General features: G+C 64.1%; 15 protein-coding genes. 11 read left to right on the top strand and 4 right to left on the bottom strand.

The features are described from left to right. Positions 1-113: 113 nt before the first annotated feature. From VGN72_08135 to VGN72_08125, 3 genes are all read left to right on the top strand, one after another. Positions 114-1,073, top strand: a complete 960-nt coding sequence (locus VGN72_08135; protein ID HEV7299318.1) for a hypothetical protein — start codon at positions 114-116, stop codon at positions 1,071-1,073. 195 nt (positions 1,074-1,268) lie between these two features. Beyond that, positions 1,269-1,889, top strand: a complete 621-nt coding sequence (locus VGN72_08130; GenBank protein ID HEV7299317.1) for a sigma-70 family RNA polymerase sigma factor — start codon at positions 1,269-1,271, stop codon at positions 1,887-1,889. A gap of 164 nt (positions 1,890-2,053) precedes the next feature. Further along, entirely contained in the window at positions 2,054-2,443 is a 390-nt protein-coding gene (locus tag VGN72_08125; protein HEV7299316.1) for a hypothetical protein, read from the top strand. A gap of 53 nt (positions 2,444-2,496) precedes the next feature. Here VGN72_08125 and VGN72_08120 read toward each other — a convergent pair whose 3' ends face one another. From VGN72_08120 to sppA, 3 genes are all read right to left on the bottom strand, one after another. Then, positions 2,497-3,591: a hypothetical protein gene (locus VGN72_08120; GenBank protein ID HEV7299315.1), complete on the bottom strand. Its 1,095-nt coding sequence runs from the start codon at positions 3,589-3,591 to the stop codon at positions 2,497-2,499. 178 nt (positions 3,592-3,769) lie between these two features. Then, complete coding sequence (locus tag VGN72_08115; GenBank protein ID HEV7299314.1) at positions 3,770-4,753, bottom strand: hypothetical protein; 984 nt, start codon at positions 4,751-4,753, stop codon at positions 3,770-3,772. 146 nt (positions 4,754-4,899) lie between these two features. Continuing rightward, positions 4,900-5,880, bottom strand: coding sequence for a signal peptide peptidase SppA (gene sppA / locus VGN72_08110; GenBank protein ID HEV7299313.1), 981 nt, complete (start codon positions 5,878-5,880; stop codon positions 4,900-4,902). Positions 5,881-6,004: 124 nt separating this feature from the next. Here sppA and VGN72_08105 point away from each other — a divergent pair, with 124 nt between their 5' ends. The 6 genes from VGN72_08105 (at position 6,005) to VGN72_08080 (ending at position 15,399) form a co-directional block, all read left to right on the top strand. Then, a complete protein-coding gene (locus VGN72_08105) occupies positions 6,005-6,373 on the top strand; it encodes a metallopeptidase family protein (protein HEV7299312.1) in 369 nt (122 codons plus the stop codon). Positions 6,374-6,644: 271 nt separating this feature from the next. Then, positions 6,645-7,526: an efflux RND transporter periplasmic adaptor subunit gene (locus VGN72_08100; protein HEV7299311.1), complete on the top strand. Its 882-nt coding sequence runs from the start codon at positions 6,645-6,647 to the stop codon at positions 7,524-7,526. 101 nt (positions 7,527-7,627) lie between these two features. After that, complete coding sequence (locus VGN72_08095) at positions 7,628-9,535, top strand: HlyD family efflux transporter periplasmic adaptor subunit (GenBank protein ID HEV7299310.1); 1,908 nt, start codon at positions 7,628-7,630, stop codon at positions 9,533-9,535. A 100-nt stretch (positions 9,536-9,635) separates the two neighbouring features. Further along, positions 9,636-11,840 carry a site-2 protease family protein gene (locus VGN72_08090; GenBank protein ID HEV7299309.1) on the top strand — a complete coding sequence of 735 codons (2,205 nt, stop codon included), beginning with the start codon at positions 9,636-9,638 and terminating at the stop codon, positions 11,838-11,840. A 98-nt stretch (positions 11,841-11,938) separates the two neighbouring features. Continuing rightward, complete coding sequence (locus VGN72_08085) at positions 11,939-13,876, top strand: hypothetical protein (protein HEV7299308.1); 1,938 nt, start codon at positions 11,939-11,941, stop codon at positions 13,874-13,876. 242 nt (positions 13,877-14,118) lie between these two features. Next, a complete protein-coding gene (locus VGN72_08080; GenBank protein ID HEV7299307.1) occupies positions 14,119-15,399 on the top strand; it encodes a competence/damage-inducible protein A in 1,281 nt (426 codons plus the stop codon). Positions 15,400-15,513: 114 nt separating this feature from the next. Here VGN72_08080 and VGN72_08075 read toward each other — a convergent pair whose 3' ends face one another. Beyond that, entirely contained in the window at positions 15,514-16,167 is a 654-nt protein-coding gene (locus tag VGN72_08075; protein ID HEV7299306.1) for a hypothetical protein, read from the bottom strand. A 301-nt stretch (positions 16,168-16,468) separates the two neighbouring features. Between VGN72_08075 and VGN72_08070 the strand changes: the two genes are divergently transcribed. Then, the gene (locus tag VGN72_08070) at positions 16,469-16,897 is read left to right on the top strand and encodes a response regulator (protein ID HEV7299305.1); all 429 of its coding nucleotides are present in this window, start codon (positions 16,469-16,471) and stop codon (positions 16,895-16,897) included. A 113-nt stretch (positions 16,898-17,010) separates the two neighbouring features. After that, positions 17,011-17,301: a co-chaperone GroES gene (gene groES, locus VGN72_08065; GenBank protein ID HEV7299304.1), complete on the top strand. Its 291-nt coding sequence runs from the start codon at positions 17,011-17,013 to the stop codon at positions 17,299-17,301. Positions 17,302-17,361 lie beyond the last annotated feature (60 nt).

Below are 17,361 nucleotides of genomic sequence, written 5' to 3'. Positions count from 1 at the left end.
ATGTCGAGATCGCCCATTTGCGCGGTAACCGGCGCTCCGCAGCACGCGTATAGGCTTGCGACCCCGCGGCCATTGGCGTGCGGCAATTCGAAAACTCACTGGAGCAATTGACCATGCGGATGCGCAACCTCATCATCGGCCTCACCTTCACCGGCGCTCTGGCGATTCTCGGCTCGTCCACCACCCACGCAGCGCCGTTGGACCCGCAGCAGGTGCCGAAAGATCCAAAGTGGGTCATCCACTTCGACGCCGATCAAACGAAGACGTCGACGGTCGGGTCGGCCATCATCGATGAGGTGTTGGCCCGGCCAGACACGCAGCAGGGGCTCGACATGCTCCTACGACTCGCGGGCTTCTCGTTCCCGAACGATCTGCACGGCGTCACGCTCTACGGCGACGCGTTCGGGGAGGAACACAACGTCGTCCTCGTCCACGGCACGTTCGACAGCAACCGCGTCCTGGGCGTGCTCGAACTGGCGCCGTCCTACACCAACGAAATATACGGCGATCGCGAGGTCGTCTCTTGGGAAGACAAGGGCAAGACCATGTACGGCTCGTTCCTCCGCAACGACCTGATCGCCATCGCGCGGTCGGCCGACCTGGTGAAGCGGGCAGCGGACGTGTTGGATAAGAAGGCGGAGACGATGGCGCCACTGGCCGGGGCGGTGCCAGCGAAAGACGCGGGGGTGCTGATGTACGTTGAGGGCCGTGGGCTGGCCGAACTGGCGAAGACCCAACAGGCGTCACCGGCGATGGCGAACGTGGAGTCGGCGTGGATCACGATGGGCGAGAACGCCGACAAGCAGCTGTTCGCCAAGGGGCACGTGGAAGCGCCCGATGCCCAACGCGCCCAGCGGCTGCTGCGGGCGGCGGAGGGAATCCGGGCGATCGTGTCGATGAAGGCCGCTGAGGCCGACGCCGACGATCGATTGCAGATGGCGGACGAACTGCTGACGAAGTTGAAGCTGTCGCAGACGGAACAAGGCGTCGACCTTTCGTTCGAAACACCGGCCGAGAAGGTGGTGGAGGCGATCAAGTCGCAGGTCCTGCGACGGCCCGCGGCGGTGAAGTAGGGGGCTCACCGTGGCATGGGCGTCTCGCCCATGCCTATGGATTGGAATGAGAAACTGGGTTTGTGCCAGACTGCGCGGGCCACGCGGTTGCCACAGAAAGAAATTCAGGGCCTCATTACACGCATGGGCGAGACGCCCATGCCACGGTAAGAGCAGAAGCTCGCGTTACCGGCGACGCCTGAGGAAACTAGTTCCGTGCGATCGATCAGCAACAACCTCGCCGCGACGAGCCCGGCCGTCGCGGCGTTGTCGCCTTCGGTCGCAATGTCGGACGGGCGACCTGAGGATGCCGACGAACGGCGGTGGGCGATGGACGCCGCCAGCGGTTCACTGGCAGCGTTCGATCGGATCGCACGAGCGTATCAAGCGCCGCTGATGCGGTTCCTGAATCGGCGGATGGCGAACCCGGCCGACGCCGAGGACGTGCTGCAGGAGACGTTCGTCTGCGCGTTCCGCAAGATCGGCAAGTACGACCCGCGCTGGCGGCTGTCGGGCTGGCTGTTCGCGATCGCCGTCCGGCAGGCGGCGACGCACCATCGGCGGTTGCGCATCGCCGACGGGGCCCCAGTTTATGATCGGGCGTCGGACGATCCCGGTCCGGATGCGATGGCCGTCGTGCAGGATGAGCATCGAAATCTATGGGCGATCGCCCGGCGGAACCTTCGGCCGGACCAGTTCGACGTGCTGTGGCTGTACTACGTTGAACAACTACCAATGCCCGACTTGGCTCGGGCGCTCGGCCGATCGCGGCTGACGACCAAGGTGCTGCTGCACCGCGCGAGGCAACGACTGGCGAAGTACTTGAGTGACGTTTGACGACGCCTCTTGAGCCATCGCCTCTTAATCCGTGTGTGCGACGATGCTCAGCTGCGATGGTCGAAAGGAATGCAATGAACGACGGACAATTCGATGATCTCCTATGCAGTGCGGCGACCAAGGAAACACCTCCGGCGTTCTCGGCATCCCTGCACGAGCGAACGATGAATCGTGTTCGCCAATCCGCGGCCTGCGCGAACGGGGTTGATCGCAATCCGCGGCGGTACTGGATCGGCGTCGCGGCGTCCGTCGCGGTCGCAGCGGGGATGGCAATCGTGGTGGGTGGCGTGTCGTGGTGGCCGACGACGTCGCGCGAGCCCGCACACGCCACGACGGCAACGCCGGTGATCTCGGCGCTCGCCGTTCCAAATGAGGTGACGACGCGAGCCGCCCGGCAGGCACAGGACGGTATCGATTCCTGGATCGCATTGGCAGACGTCGCGTCGCTCGATCAGGATGCGATTCGACTCGTAGATTTTGTTGTCGACCAGTTGAAGGTCGTCTCGCTTCCGGCCGAATCGAAGAACGAAGCCGATGGATCTGAGCGACTGTAGAGCGACATCAGAAAAGGTCCGGGTGACCGGTCATCGAACGGTTCTGGCAGTCGTCACTTCACGTCCCAACGCGGCTTGGCGTACCACTCTTCGATCACCTTTTCCGCGGGCTTGCCTTCGGGGGTGTAGCCTTTGTCTTTCGGCCCACCGTCGCCGGGCGTCCATTCCCAGATCATGAAGCCGCCGAGTTGGGGCTTGCCGTACCAGGCCTGGAAGAAGCCTTGGTAGAGGCGCTTCTGCAGGTCCAGGTCGAGCGGTTCGGTGGTCTTGGTGTAATCCCACGGTTCGTGGGCAGCGTTGGCCAGACTGCACCAGCCGACCTCCAGGAACAATAGCGGCTTGCCGACGTCGCGCTGGAAGGCCAGCAGGTCCTTCTGGATTTCCTGCCAGCGCTTGACGATCTCCGGCACCTTCACGTTGCGATCGGAGCCCAGTTTGTAGTAGCTGTTCATGCCGATCAGGTCGAGCTGGTCCCAGAACTTCACTGCACGGTAGTGGTCCCAATTGGCGGAATAGGTGAGTTGGCCGTGGAAGGACTGGCGGACTTCCCGGATGACGCGCCGCCATTGGTCGACGAATCGCGCGTCCTCAGTGCTGACGAGTTCCGATCCCACCGACAGCACGTTGGCGCCGTACGACTGGGCGATCCACGCGAAGTGGCCGAGCATTTGGCGGTAGCTGGTCCACCATTCCTCCCAGTCCTGCGGCGCGATGGTGCCGCGCCACTCGTTATCGCGCGGCGCGTCGAGCAGGACGATCGGCATGAGGATGACGCGCAGCCCCTTGCCGCGCGCGTGCTGGATGAGCCGGCCCAGTTGCTCGGGCGACGGCGTAAGCCGCATGTCGAGGTAGATGCGGTTGCTGCTGCCGTTCTCCTGCCGGGCGTCGACCACGAGCGAGACGGTGTCGGCGCCCAGCGCGGCGATCTCGTCGATGCTCTGCTCGTAGCGGTCGATCCAGTCGACCCGCTGGATCTGCATGCCCACCCCGCGGTACGGCAGGCCCGTCAGTGGCGCGCCGACGGCGGGTGCGGCCTGAACCGGGTCGGCAGTAGCCTCGTTCGCGGGCGTCTGGGCCGGCAATAGCATGCAGCCGACGATCAATGCGTAACAACCGACGGCGACGACGATAATCCAACGTCCCAGCAAAAGTGGTCTCCCGTGAAGGGGAATCAATATAAGGTGGCGTGGGCGCGGTGCAAGGTTGTGGAGACGCGTACCGACTTAGCCCCGGGCTTGTCCGGGGTCTTCGTATCGATACAGGTTCAAAGAAAGATCCCGGGCAAGCCAGGGGCTATGTCGGTACGCGATTAAAGTCGACGCACGCTTATCGCGTGAACGCGTCCAACTGACGAGGCGTCAGGTGCTGGTACTGGGCGTTCGTCTTCTCCGCGATCGACTTCAGCGCATCGCTTCCACCTTCACCGAGGCTGAAGGTGTGGGTGCGGATGTTGGCGCCCTTGCGGGCCGCGTCGACGCCCGCGATGAACTCATCGTTCAGGTCTGGGCCCTTGCCCGTCGCCAGCACGACCGTGTCTGGCGACTGCGCGTACGCCTTCGCCAACGCCGGGCCGGCATCGGTGGCGCCGAACGCGGCGGCGCCGTCGAGGAAGGTGCGCAGTTCCTCGATCTTCTTTGCGGTGGCGTAGGTGGGGCCGGTCTCGGGGAACATCATCTCGTCGCTGGTGTTGTCCCAGAAGATCACCTGAAATTTGCGGTCGTTGCCTAGCGAGCCAATGGACCGGAGCGTGGCGAGCTTCATCAGTTCGAAGACCTCGCGCGTGCCACTGCCACGGTCCAGGACGTAGATGACGTTGTTGCCGTCCAGGCTCACGCCCGCGAACGCCGGTCCGCGCACCGCGGCCGCGGCGCTGGCGCCACCGTCACCGTCGACCGCCGTCACGACGTCACCCCCAGCGCCGGCCGTTGCGTCACCGCGCGTCGCGAAGTACGCGATCGCCGCCACGACGACGACGCCCATCGCGGCGCCACCGACGATCATCGGCATCAACTTCGGCTTCTGCGCCGCGGCGCCTGCGCCGGGCGTGGCGGGGGTGCGACTGAGCCGGCGGGACGTGAGTCCACTGCCAGCCAGGCCACTGCTGGCGACGATGTCGGCCAAATCGTCCAGTCCGGTGCCCGACGACTGCTGCTTGGGCACCATCACCTTCGACCCACCCAGCGATTGACCGGTAATCGAGCCCCCGACCAACCCGTCGTTGCCCTTGGCGGCGGTGGGGACGGTCTGGATCGTGCCGCAGTGCTGGCATCGGCAAACGCCACCGGCGAAGGCCTCGTCGATCGTCAACATCGCTTTGCAGTTGGTGCAGGAGATTGAAATCATAGGAAATGTCGAGTCTCGGATGCCCGGTGCCAAGTGTGGAGGTCAGTCTACCGCACGCCGACCAGGATTGCCCCGTCTTCCTTCGGCATTTCACATTGATTGCAAGTGCCAACTTACCGGCCGGCTTCCCACAGGTAGTAAAAGCCGCCCGGCAATGGCGTCACAGACTCTGGAAGCCGCAACGTCAGCGTATCGGACCGGGGTTGGGGGTCGTGGGACGATGCGTAGATCGACCCCGAGTACCCGTGCGGCCGTTTGTATAAGATCGCCTTGGCCTTGGGCGCGTTGGCCGCCTGCCGGGCGAGCGTGATCGCGTCGGCAAGCAAGCCAATTCGGTCGGCCAGGCCGATCTCGACCGCCTGCGCACCGGAGAAGACCCGCCCGTCCGTCGCGACGGCGAAGTCGGAGCCTTTCAGCCCGGGGCGGTGCTTTTTGACCAGCGATGCGAACAGGTTGAAGTACTCGTCCACCATCGCCTGCATCAGGGCGCGTTCGTCCACCGGCAGGGGCTTGAACGGCGAGCCCATGTCTTTAAATTCGCCGCTCTTGATGGCGTCGGTCCGTATGCCAAGTTTCGAGAGCCCACCACTGAATTCGAACGCGTTGAAGACCACGCCGATGCTGCCGACGACGCTAGTGGGCTGCACCACGATCTGGTCGGCCGACAGCGCCGCGTAGTAGGCGCCGCTGCAGGCGACTTCCTGTGCCGAGGCGATGACCGGGTTACCGGTGCGCTTCTTGTATCGCTCGACCAGCTGGTAGAGCGTGTCGGAGCCAGTCACCGTGCCACCGGGCGAATTGAGGCGCAGAACGATCGCCTTGACCTTCCGATCGCGCTCGGCTGCTTCGATCTGCTGGGTAAAGCGGGAAACCGGGTTCTCGCCGCCACCTAACAGGCCTTCGGTGCGCGAGTTACTGATCAGGCCTTCGATCTCGATGATCGCAATCTTGTCCGGCGACCACCCTCGGCCGGGCTGCACGGTGATCTCCTGAAGCGCGTTGTTGTTCGAGACGGGCGTGATCAGCAGGCTGGGCGTGCCACAGCCGATCATTAGAAGACACATCGCGATGCAACTGATGAGCGCGTGCCGCATGAAACTCCTGTGGATTCAGACCGATGCCCACTTCGGACAGGCCAGGTCGCGGCTATAATGCCGACGGACCCGATTTAGAAAGACGCGACAGGACGACGGGGTGATCTTACCCATGGCCTATCATGTGAGCAAAGCACGATTTGCGGAACTGGTCGAGGAGGCGCTGTCGTCGCTGCCCGAACCGTTTGCAAGTCACTTGGACGAGGTGCCGGTCGAGGTTCGCGATCGGCCGACGAAGAAGGAGCTGCGCAGCGTGGGGCTGGGTTCGAACGACCTGCTGATGGGCCTCTACCAAGGCCGGCCGAGAACCGACCGAAGCGTGATGGATTCCGGGAACCTCCCGGACGTGGTGTACGTCTTTCAGGAAGACATCGAGTTAGCCTGCGATAGCGAAGTCGAGCTCATCAATGAAGTTCGGGTGACGGTGCTGCATGAAATTGGTCATCACTACGGCATGACCGAGGAGCAGCTGGATGAGCTCGGCTTTGGATAGCAAGTTTGGAAAGATTTCTCTTGAGTGGCGTCTATTCTGTTCGTATTACATTGAGTTTTATGCACAATGGGCCCTCGGCGCGATCCGGAGGGGTTGTGCTCTAAAGCGGGGTCGTACCATCAGCCGATGGTCCGAGAAGGGGCCGTTCCCCGCACGACTGTCGTGGGTGGTCCGATAATCCAAGCTGTACGTTTTGCACGACCCGCTCCGGGCGGGATGCCGAGCTTATCGGCAGATGTTGTCAGTAGTTGTTTAACGAGATTGAAAGCACATGATCCAGCGCACCCTCTTTGGCGCCGCGGGCTTGCTCGCGGTGGGTTTGTCGGTCTTCGCAACCGATCTTCGCGGCCAGTCATCGCCCTTGAATTCGGACCTTAGCGCAACAACGGTTACCGGCATCACGGCACCGTCGCAGCGATTGAAGCTGGCCTCGCCGGTTCCCGGGATCGTCCTCGAACGGGCAGTGAAATCCGGCGAGACGGTAACGAAGGGGCAAGTTCTGATTCGACTGGACGACACCATCGAGAAGAGCAGGCTCGCCTCGCTGGAGATGGAAGCGGCCAGCACCGGGCAGATCGATGCGGCGTTGGCCCAGTACGAGCTGAACAAGGTCCAACTCGCGCGTAAAGAGAAGCTGCTGCAGGATCGGGCTGGAAGCGTGTCGGAAGTAGAACAGGCACGCCTTGAGGTGGAGATCGGCCAGTTCCGCGAGAAGATTCAGCGGGAGGCGCAAGCAATCAAGGCGCTGGAGCGTGATGCGCAGAAGCTGAAGGTCGAACTGATGGAGCTCAAGAGTCCGATCGACGGGCAGGTCGAGTCGATCGACGTCGGCCCCGGTGAATGGGCCGACCCGCAGAAGCAGACGGGCGCGGTGACGGTGGTGCAGAACAACCCGCTGTGGGTCGAGGTTCACCTGCCGACACGCCAGAGCCAGCACCTGGACCGCAATGCGCCGCTGATGGTGAAGCACGTCGGTGACGAGAAGGCGCAAGCGATTCCCGCCAAAATCATCTACATCAATCCCGTCGCCGACGCCGCCAGCGACACGCAGCTGGTTCGGTTGGAACTGCCAAATCCCGACAACCGCTCGAGCGGCCTGCAGGTCTCCGTTACGCTGCCCGAGAACGTCGCGGCGCTGGCGGAAGGACGATAAGGACGTTTGCGACGTAACGAACGCGGATTTGCGATTTGAAGAGGTCGCAGGGCACAATCGAGTATCGGCGATCGCAAGTCGCAAATTTGGAAAGGTGAAACGTGGCCAACGAAGTCATTGAATCGCAGTCACAGAAGGGGCAGGAGGACGCCCACCAGGCAGGGTCACGCTCGAAGCTGGTGCAGCGGCTGCTGACGGCGGGGTCGAACCTGCCGGCGTTCGTGACCGACCTCGTGACCGCCCAGGCGGTTACCGTCGCCGGCACCGAGGCGGCGGGCTTCATGCTCGAGAAGTCGAGCGACGACGTGCTGCTGCGCCCGATCGCGCACGTGCGCCCGGACAATTCCAACGCCGAGACGCGAACCGCCGCCATCCAGGCGTTTCAGGACATCATCAAGCCGTGCATCGACCAGGGCAAGGACGGCGCGATCGAGATCAACGCCGCCGACGGCACGTCAATGGAACCGCAGTTCTGCCTCGTCACGCTGCTGCGCGCCGACGGTGAGATCGTCGCGGCCAGCGCGGTCATCACCCGCTGCATGAACCTGGAGCGTGCCCGCCAGCGGCTGATGAGCATGCAATTGGTCGCCGGCTACTTCGAACTGTTCTCGCTGCGCCGCAACAGCGAGCAGGCGCGCGTGATCGCGCAGAGCCACCAGCACGTGCTGCAGCTGGCGACCGCCGTCGCCGTCGCCGAGGGGTTCGAGGCCGCCGCCCGCAACCTGTGTAACGAGCTCGCCAACCGCAGCGGCGCGGTGCGTGTTGCGCTGGGCTGGCTGAAGGGCCGCACGATCAAGGTGAAGGCGTTGTCGCACACTGAACAGTTCGACAAGAAGCAGGAACTGGTCGTGCAGCTCCAGAACGCGATGGAGGAGTGCCTGGACCAGGAGGAAGTGGTCCTGTACGACCCCACTGGCGCCAGCAGCACGCCGAACGTTGCGCGGGCGGCCCAGATCGTGTCGCGGGCGCAGGGGGGCAACATCGTGTTGTCACTGCCACTGCGCAAGGGTGAGGAGATCGTCGGCGTCACCACGCTGGAATTCCCCGCCAACCAACCGCTTGGGCCCAATGTCGCCAGCGGCTTGGCCGTCGCGGTCGACTTGCTCGCCCCGCAGCTGCAGGACCGCTACGTCAACGATCGTTGGCTGATCACCAAGGCGGGCATCAGCACGCGTGAGCTGGGCGAGAAGGCGATCGGCAAGAAGTACATGATCACGAAGCTGATCGTGGTCGCATCGATCGCGCTGTTGCTGTTCGTCACGTTCTACGAGCCGATGTACCGCGTCAGCGCCCCCTTCCGCTTCACCGCCGTCGAGAAGGCCTCGTTGTCGGCGCCGTTCGAAGGTTTCCTGGGCGCGGTTCACGCCAAGCCCGGCGAGAAGGTCGTGAAGGGTCAGAAGCTGTTCGAGCTGAAGACCGAAGAACTGCGCCTGAAGCAGCTGGACGCCGAGAAGCGCGCCCTGAGCGCGATGCGCACGGCTGATAAGCACCGCGCCGACCGCACGAGGATCGCCGACTACAAGATCGCGATGGCCGACCACGACGCCGCCAAGGCCGAGGCCGATCTGCTCGCGTGGCAGGTCGCGCAGGCGACCGTAGTCGCGCCGATGGACGGCGAGGTGCTGAAGGGCGATTTGGCCGACAAGGTCGGCTCGCCCGTGAAGCGCGAGGATGTGCTGATGGAGGTCGGCCCGATCGACAACCTGAAGGTCGAGCTGGCCGTCAACGAGCGCGACATCCAGTTCATCAACCAGACGCAGACCGGCGAGATCGCCACTAACGCGCTGCCGAGCGAGGGCTACGCGATCAAGATCGAGCGCATCGTTCCGATGAGCACGCCGAAGGAATCCAGCAACGTCTTCACCGTCTACGCGACGGCCGACACGGTCAGCCCCAGCTGGCGCCCCGGCGCCGAGGGCGAGGCCCGCATCAACATCGAGAAGAAGCCCCTGATCTGGATCTGGACGCACCGCCTCGTCGAGTTCATGCAGCTGAAGCTGTGGATGTAAGACCTCGTCCGTCGTCGGTATTCCGTTGTCCGTTGTTGAAAGACAGCGATCGACGGGCGATCTCGACTGACGACGGACCACTGAAAACGGACCCAATCGAATGCTCGCAGTCCGCCCGACATTTTCCGAGTCCTGGTATCGCGTGAAGACGCTGAAGGCGAAGCTGCGCAGCAGCGCGCAGATCAGCCGGCAGTTCTACCGTGGCGAGCGTTGGTACGTCGTGCGCGATCCGGCCGGCAACCAGTTCCACCGCCTGTCGGACGCCGCTTATCGCTTCGTCGGGCTGCTGGACGGCACGCGCACCGTGGAAGAGGCCTGGGACCTGGTAGGCGGGCAGTTGGCCGACGATGCGCCGACGCAGCCGGAAGTCATCCAGATCCTCACGCACCTGTACAGCGCCAACCTGATCGACGCCGACGTCACGCCCGACGCCACCGTTCTGCTGCGCCGCCAGAAGAAGCAGCAGCAGAAGAAGCTGCAGGGCCGGTTGATGCAGGCGATGTTCCCGCGGATCCCGCTGTGGGACCCGGACCGCTTCCTCGTCCGCTGGATGCCGCTGGTGCGGCACATGCTGAGCAGGAAGGGCGCGGTCGTCTGGATCCTGACGCTGTTGGCCGCCTGCATCGCCGTCGCGCCGCACTGGGAGGCCGTGAAGGATGCGGCGCGCAGCTCGATCGACATGGTCGGCAACCCGTGGAACGCTTTCTGGCTATGGCTGGTGTTCGTCTTCGTGAAGCTGATCCACGAACTGGGCCACGCCTTCTCGTGCCGCCGCTTTGGCGGTGAGTGTCACGAGATGGGCATCATGTTCCTGATCTTCATCCCCACGCCGTACGTGGACGCCAGCACGGCCTGGAGCTTCCCGAACAAGTGGCACCGCATCTTCGTCGGTTGCGCCGGCATGATCGTGGAGATGTTCTTCGCGGCGCTGTGCGCGTTCGTGTGGCTGGCGACCGACAGCAACTCGCTGATCAACCAGCTGGCGTACAACGCGATGCTGGTGGCCAGCGTGACCACGGTCATCTTCAACGCCAACCCGCTGTTGCGTTACGACGGGTACTACATCCTGTCGGACTTCCTCGAGATCCCGAACATGCGGCAGAAGGCCGCCGAGTACACGTTGGGGCTGGTGAAGCGCCACGTGTTCCGCGTGAAGCAGACGCAGCCACTGCCGCCCGTGCGGCAGCGCATCGAGCTGTTCCTGTACCACATCACCAGCGTGGTGTACCGCACGATCATCGGCATCGTCATCATCCTCGTGGTGACGTGGCAGATCCCGATCCTGGGCGTGCTGATGGCCATCGGTGGCATCATCACGTGGCTGGTCGTGCCGGCGTCGAAGCTGTTCAAGTACCTGGCGCTCGAGCCCGAACTGCACCGCAAGCGCGGGCAGGCGACCGCGTTCTGCGCTGGCGTGGCGGCGGCGATCGTGATCGCGATCGGCGTCATCCCGTTCTGGGTGTACGTGGAGGAAAAGGGCATCGTCGAACCGTCGGCCAAGCAGATGGTCTCCCCGCAGGCCGAGGGTTGGGTGACGGAGATCGTCGCCCTCGACGGCCAACACGTGGAGCCCGGCGACGTGATCCTGCGCATGCGCGACGAGACGCTCGACGCCCGCCTGAAGACGCTCGACGCGCGCCTGGCGTCGCTTCAGGCCCGCAAGATGCTCTCGAGCGTGACCGACGTGGCGCAGGCGCGCATCGATCAGGAAGCGATCGACCTGACGCTGGAGAACATCGCCTACTACGAGAAGCAGAAGGGCGAGCTTGAAGTGAAGGCCCCGATCGCCGGCAAACTGCTGGCGCCCAACGTGGAACAGCTGAAGGGCGTCTACCTGCAGCGCGGCCGGTCGATCGGTCAGGTGTCGGCCGAGGGGCCACTGATCGTGCGGGCGGCGCTGCAACAGCGCGACTACGAGGTCATCCGCGATTCGAAGGTCCTTGCCAACATGAACGCGGCCGATGACGAGTCGCCCGTCGAGGTTCGGTTGGCCGGCGCGGTGGGCACGGTGTTGAACGCGGTGACGCTGACGATTTACGACTCGGTTCAGCCCGAGTTGCCTCACGCCGCGCTCGGCCAGGCCGGTGGCAACAGCATCGCGATCGACCCCAGCGACCAGACGGGGCGTCGCCCGATGAGCATGCAGTTCGAGGCCAAGATGACGCTGGACGCCACGGACGCCGAGTATCTCCCCGGCCAGACCGCGACGGTGCGTTTCAAGGTCCGGTACGAGCCGCTCGCGTGGAACTGGACGCGCCGTTTCTGGCAGCTGGTGAAGACGCACCAGACGGATAAGTGGATCTAACGATTGTCGATTTTGGATTTGCGATTGCCGATTGAAAGGCAACTTCAGCAGGTCGACTTCTCAATCGAAAATCGGCGGTCGAAAATCGGCAATCTCTTATGTCTCGTCTAGCTAATCAAGAACTCTGGTCCGTGTTCAACGCCCGGCGGGTGAAAGCGCCGGAGCTGAAGGGGCTCGATGCGCTGGTGAACAGCTGGGTCGGGTTCTTTAAAAACCGGCAGCGGGTGTTGTCGACGCTGCGCACGCAGGAAGGGCATATCTCGGCGCTGGAGCCGGAGATCAAGAACCTGTCGGCCGCGCGGTTCAAGGAGGCGGTGACCGAATCGCGCGAACTGGCGCGGTTGGATCGGTTGACCGGACCGGCGCTCGAGCGCGCGATGGCGATCATCCGCGAGGGCGCGTTCCGCGCCACGGGCATGCGGCCGTACCCGGTGCAGATCATGGGCGCGCTGGCGATGTGCCAGGGCGCCATCGCCGAGATGGCCACGGGTGAGGGCAAAACGCTGACCGCGTCGCTTGCCGCCACGTTGTGGGGTTGGTATGGCAAGCCGGTGCACGTCATCACGGTCAACGACTACCTCGTCGCCCGCGACGCCGAGGAGATGGGCCCGGTTTACAAGATGTGCGGCCTGAAGGTCGGCCACGTCACCCATGAGACCGCGCAGGGCGAGCGCATCGACCACTATCGCCGCGACGTGATCTACTGCACCAGCAAGGAGCTCGTCGCCGACTTCCTGCGCGACCAGATCGCGCTGGGCAATTTGCGCAACAGCACGCAGACGTCGATCCAGCTGCTCATGAGCGGCCGGGGCGCGTCGGGCCTGCTGGTGCCGGGGCTGTCTCGCGTGCTGGTCGACGAGGCCGACAGCCTGCTGATCGACGAGGCCGTGACGCCGCTGATCATCAGCAACAGCCCACAGGAAGAGCCCAACGCCGACCTGTACATTGCCGCCAACGATCTGGCCGCGCAGCTCGAGCTGGGCAAAGATTTCACGATCGACCGGACCGTGCGGCAGGTCGAGCTGACCGCCCGCGGGCAGGATCGGCTGGAACACCTGTCAGACGACAAGGGCTTCTGGCGCGGACAGCGCCGGCGCGAGGAACTCGTGCAGCAGGCGCTGTCGGCACGGCACTGCTTCGTGCGCGACGAACAGTATCTTGTGGCGCCCGATGGCAAGGTACAGATCATCGATGAGTTCACCGGCCGCGTGATGGCCGACCGCAGCTGGCGGCACGGGCTGCACCAGGCGATCGAGGTGAAGGAAGGCGTGAAGGTGACGGCCGACAAGGAGAATCTGGCGCGCCTGTCGTTCCAGCGCTTCTTCCGCCAGTACCCGATCATGGGCGGCATGACGGGCACCGCTTGGGAGGCCGCCGGCGAACTGTGGAACATCTTCCACCGCCGGGTGATCAAGATCCCGACGAACAAGCCGAACATCCGCGTGCAGCTGCCGACGCAGATGTTCGACACGATGGACCAGAAGTACGACGCCGTCGTCGAACGCGTGATCGAGCTGAACGACAAGGGCGTGCCGGTGCTGGTGGGCACGCGCAGCGTGCTGGCGAGCGAAGAGGTGAGCCGTCGGCTGGCGAAGCTGGGCCGCGTCCACCGCGTGCTGAACGCCGCGCAGAACGAGCAGGAGGCGACGATCGTCGCCGAGGCGGGCCAACCGAAGCGCATCACGGTCGCCACGAACATGGCCGGCCGCGGTACCGACATCAAGCTGGGCCGCGGCGTTGCCGAGCTGGGCGGGCTGCACGTGATCAGCGCCGAACCGCACGGCAGCTACCGCGTCGACCGCCAGCTCTTCGGCCGCGCCGCCCGCCAGGGCGATCCCGGTTGCGCGCAGCAGTTCGTCTGCGTCGAGGACGACCTGTTCATCCGCCACGCCCGCCAGTCGCGCCGGCACTGGCGCGCGATCGGCGCCGACCGCCTGATCAAGATGGCACAAAGCCGCGCCGAACGCATCGCGCGATTCAATCGCAAGCAGGTGCTGAAGAACGACGACTGGATGGATCAGTCGCTGCCGTTCTAGTTGGTGGGTCTGCGGCCCGTCGCCCGTTGTCGAACGACGCGGCCCAGACTCCGGTCCCTCTCCCGGTACTCCGGGAGAGGTTAGGTGAGGGTGATTTCGATTTACCCGTAGCTGCGGATCATTGACCGACGCCGCCGTACTTCCCCCCAGCCATCATCCATTGTCACCCGCCCGCCGTACGTTACAGTGCTGCCGCATCAACCTACTGACGACGGACCACTGACCACGGACACCCCGCAAAAATGAACGCCTGCATCCTCTCCATCGGCGACGAGCTTGTCTTAGGGCAAACGGTCGACACCAACACGGCTTGGATCGCCAAGCAGATGGCCGCCGTCGGATGCGAGATCGTCGCGCACGCCACCGTGGGGGACGGCCAGCTTGAAATCGAGACCGCCATCCGCGAACTGTCGCAGCGCGCCGATGTGCTGGTGATCTCCGGCGGCATCGGTCCCACCGAAGACGACCTCACGCGCCAAGCCCTCTCGGCCGTGCTCGACGCGCCGCTGGATCGCAACGATGAGTGGATGGCCGTGCTGGAGACGTACTTCGCGCGCACGAATCGCAAGATGCCCGAGATCAACAAGGTGCAGGCGATGATCCCGCGCGGCGCCACCATGATCTACAACCACGCCGGCACCGCCGCCGGCGTTCGGGCGCGGCTGGGCACGTGCGAGATCTTCTCGACGCCCGGCGTGCCGAAGGAAATGAAGGCGATGTTCGAGCGCGACGTCCTCCCCTGGCTCGTCGAACGCGGCGGTGGGGCGGTCATCGCGTCGCGCATTCTGCACACCTTCGGCCTTGGCGAAAGTGCTGTTGGCGAGCGCCTCGGCGCCCTCATGACGCGCGGCCGCAATCCCAGCGTGGGCACTACGGTCAGCGGTGGGTTCGTCTCGCTACGCCTGAACGTGCGGGCGGCGTCGCGCGAGGAGGCCGATCGGCAATTGAACGACACCGAAGCCGCCTGCCGCGAGGTGATGGGCGAATTGGTCTTCGGCCGTGGGGATGAGACGCTGCAGGGCGCGGTCCTGACGATGTTGAAGGCCGCCCCGAATCAACCCACCGTCGCGACGGCCGAGAGCTGCACGGGTGGGCTGCTGGCGAAGATGCTGACCGACCTGCCCGGCTCCAGCGCGATCTTCCGCTACGGCTGGGTCACCTACGCCAACGCCGCCAAGACCAGCGAACTGGGCGTCCCCGAGGCGCTGCTGAACGACGTCGGCGCCGTCAGTGAACCCGTCGCCCGCGCGATGGCCGAGGGCGCACGTCAAAAGTCCGGATCGACCTACGCCCTGGCGATCACCGGCATCGCTGGCCCCGATGGTGGTACGGCCGACAAGCCCGTGGGCACCGTCTGGATCGCCCTGGCGTCGGCCAGCGGCACGCTGGTCCGCCGATTCAACACCTTCGGCGACCGCGAGATGATCCGTGACCGCAGCGCCAAGATGGCCATCACCATGCTGCGCTACGAACTGCTCGGCAAGCCGTTCCCGTTCGGCACGCAGTTCAACGCCATCGCGTGAACGGCCGTATCACGGGCGGCCCGCCCGTGTCTTATTTCCCTAAAAAAGAAGCACGGGCGGGCCGCCTATGGTACGGAAAACGCATCGCGACCAGATGTTGCCACGGCAAATGCGTTAGAACGCCAACCGATAGAAGAACCCGATGCTGTACGCCTCGAAACTCGGCCCCACATTGCGGAAATCGATCGTCGCGAACAGGTAGTTCAGTTCCAACCCAATCGCGTGGCGCTCGGCCAGCCAATAGCCGACCTGCAGGCCCGGCCGTACGCCAATGCCGATGCGCGTCTCCGAATCGTCCACGTCGTAATAGCCGTAGTAGTCGCGGTACGACTCCAGTTCGCCCACCTCGTAGTGCGCGATCGGCACCGCCAGCGCGACGCTCGGCTCGATGAACCATCGCTCGCCCAGCGGCTGCGACCACGCGACCTTAAACTCTGGCGTAAACGACGACACCCGCGAGTACGGCCGTTCGCGCACGCGTGGGTCGAACGTCGATTGCGTCCGCGGCCCTTGTTCGCTGGCCCCCTCGATCATGAACCCCACGCCGAACCGGAGTTGTTCGACGTCGCGGAACGGCGCGAACGAGTAGTTCAGGTGAAAGTTCCCACCAACGCTGTTCTCGATTTCCGGGACCGAGTTCTCCAGCGTCACCCCGCCAAACCCAACGCCCAAATCGAGTGCGGGCCGGCCAGGCGCCGCTAGAGCCGTGGTGGATGCGAATAGCCCGACCGTCGATACAACTGACGCGACTAAGGTTGCGATGCGCATCGGCGCAGTCCTCCGTGAAGGTTGAAGTACGACCCGCCACCCCTAGCGATCCAGACCCGCGATCGCCCCAATGGATAGCGACTTTGCGGAAAATAAGGCGGTGCCACAGTGGCAGTCTACGGCCGTTCTGAAATTGTTTTGGCAGAATCGGCCAGATCAACCGCTAAGCTCACCGTTGGTGATCGCATTCTAAGTAATGGAAAATCCATCGCTTAGCGATGATCGTCCTCCCGCCTCTGTCGTTCGTTTGCGGCACACGGCTTGTTATTGCACGCTCGGGCGAACGTGTCGTTCGACCCGCATGCACATGGTCCACGCGAACCTCACAAACCGTCTGACGGTGCTGCTGGCCAACGAACAGGAAGGCTGGCACCAGACGGTGCGCGGACTGTTGGAACCGCAGGGCGTCACCACCATCTCGGCCCGTTCCGGGCGCGAGGCGATCCAGCTGATGGAGGCCCAGCCGATCCACCTGGCCGTGCTGGATGCCCAGATGCCCGGCCTCGGTGGGCTGCAGGTGGTGAAGCTGATGCGCGAGATGGCCAAGGCCGACCACCGCAAGTCGCCGCCGGCCATCCTGGTGGCCGACGACCTCTCGAGCGCGTTGCTTCGCGAGGCCCTGGGCATGCACGTGTTCAGCGTCCTCAGCAAGCCGGTCGACTTCAACCTGCTGCTGGACGCCATGGCCCGCGTCATGAAACGGCATTACGAAAGCCGTTGGCCGGGATAGTAATAGAAATTCATCCGTCATCCGTTGTCAGGGGTCAGTTGCAACGGATCGGATCACAATGCTTTCACAACTGACCACGGACCACTGACAGTCACACTAAGGAGCGCCAAACAATGGCCAAGCTACGTCCTCTCGGCGACAAGATTCTCGTGAAGCGCGTCGAAGCTGAATCCAAGACCAAGAGCGGCATCGTGCTGCCCGACAGCGCCAAGGAAAAGCCCAAGCGCGGCAAGATCATCGCCGTCGGCGCGGGCAAGCGCATGGACAACGGCGAGCTGTCGTCGTTCAGCGTGAAGGTCGGCAACGAGGTCATCTTCACCAGCTACGCCGGCACCGAAGTGAAGATCGACGGCGAAGAACTCATGATCATGAGCGAGGACGACGTCCTGGCAGTGGTCGAGTAAGCAATTTGTCCGTGGTCAGTTGTCCGTTGTCCGTTGCGGACACGCGTGGCCGAAAGGTCT

Source organism: Tepidisphaeraceae bacterium (genome assembly GCA_035998445.1).
GTDB lineage: Bacteria > Planctomycetota > Phycisphaerae > Tepidisphaerales > Tepidisphaeraceae > DASYHQ01.
Note: the sequence above shows the minus strand (reverse complement) of the source record. Positions and strands in the feature narration are given on the sequence as shown.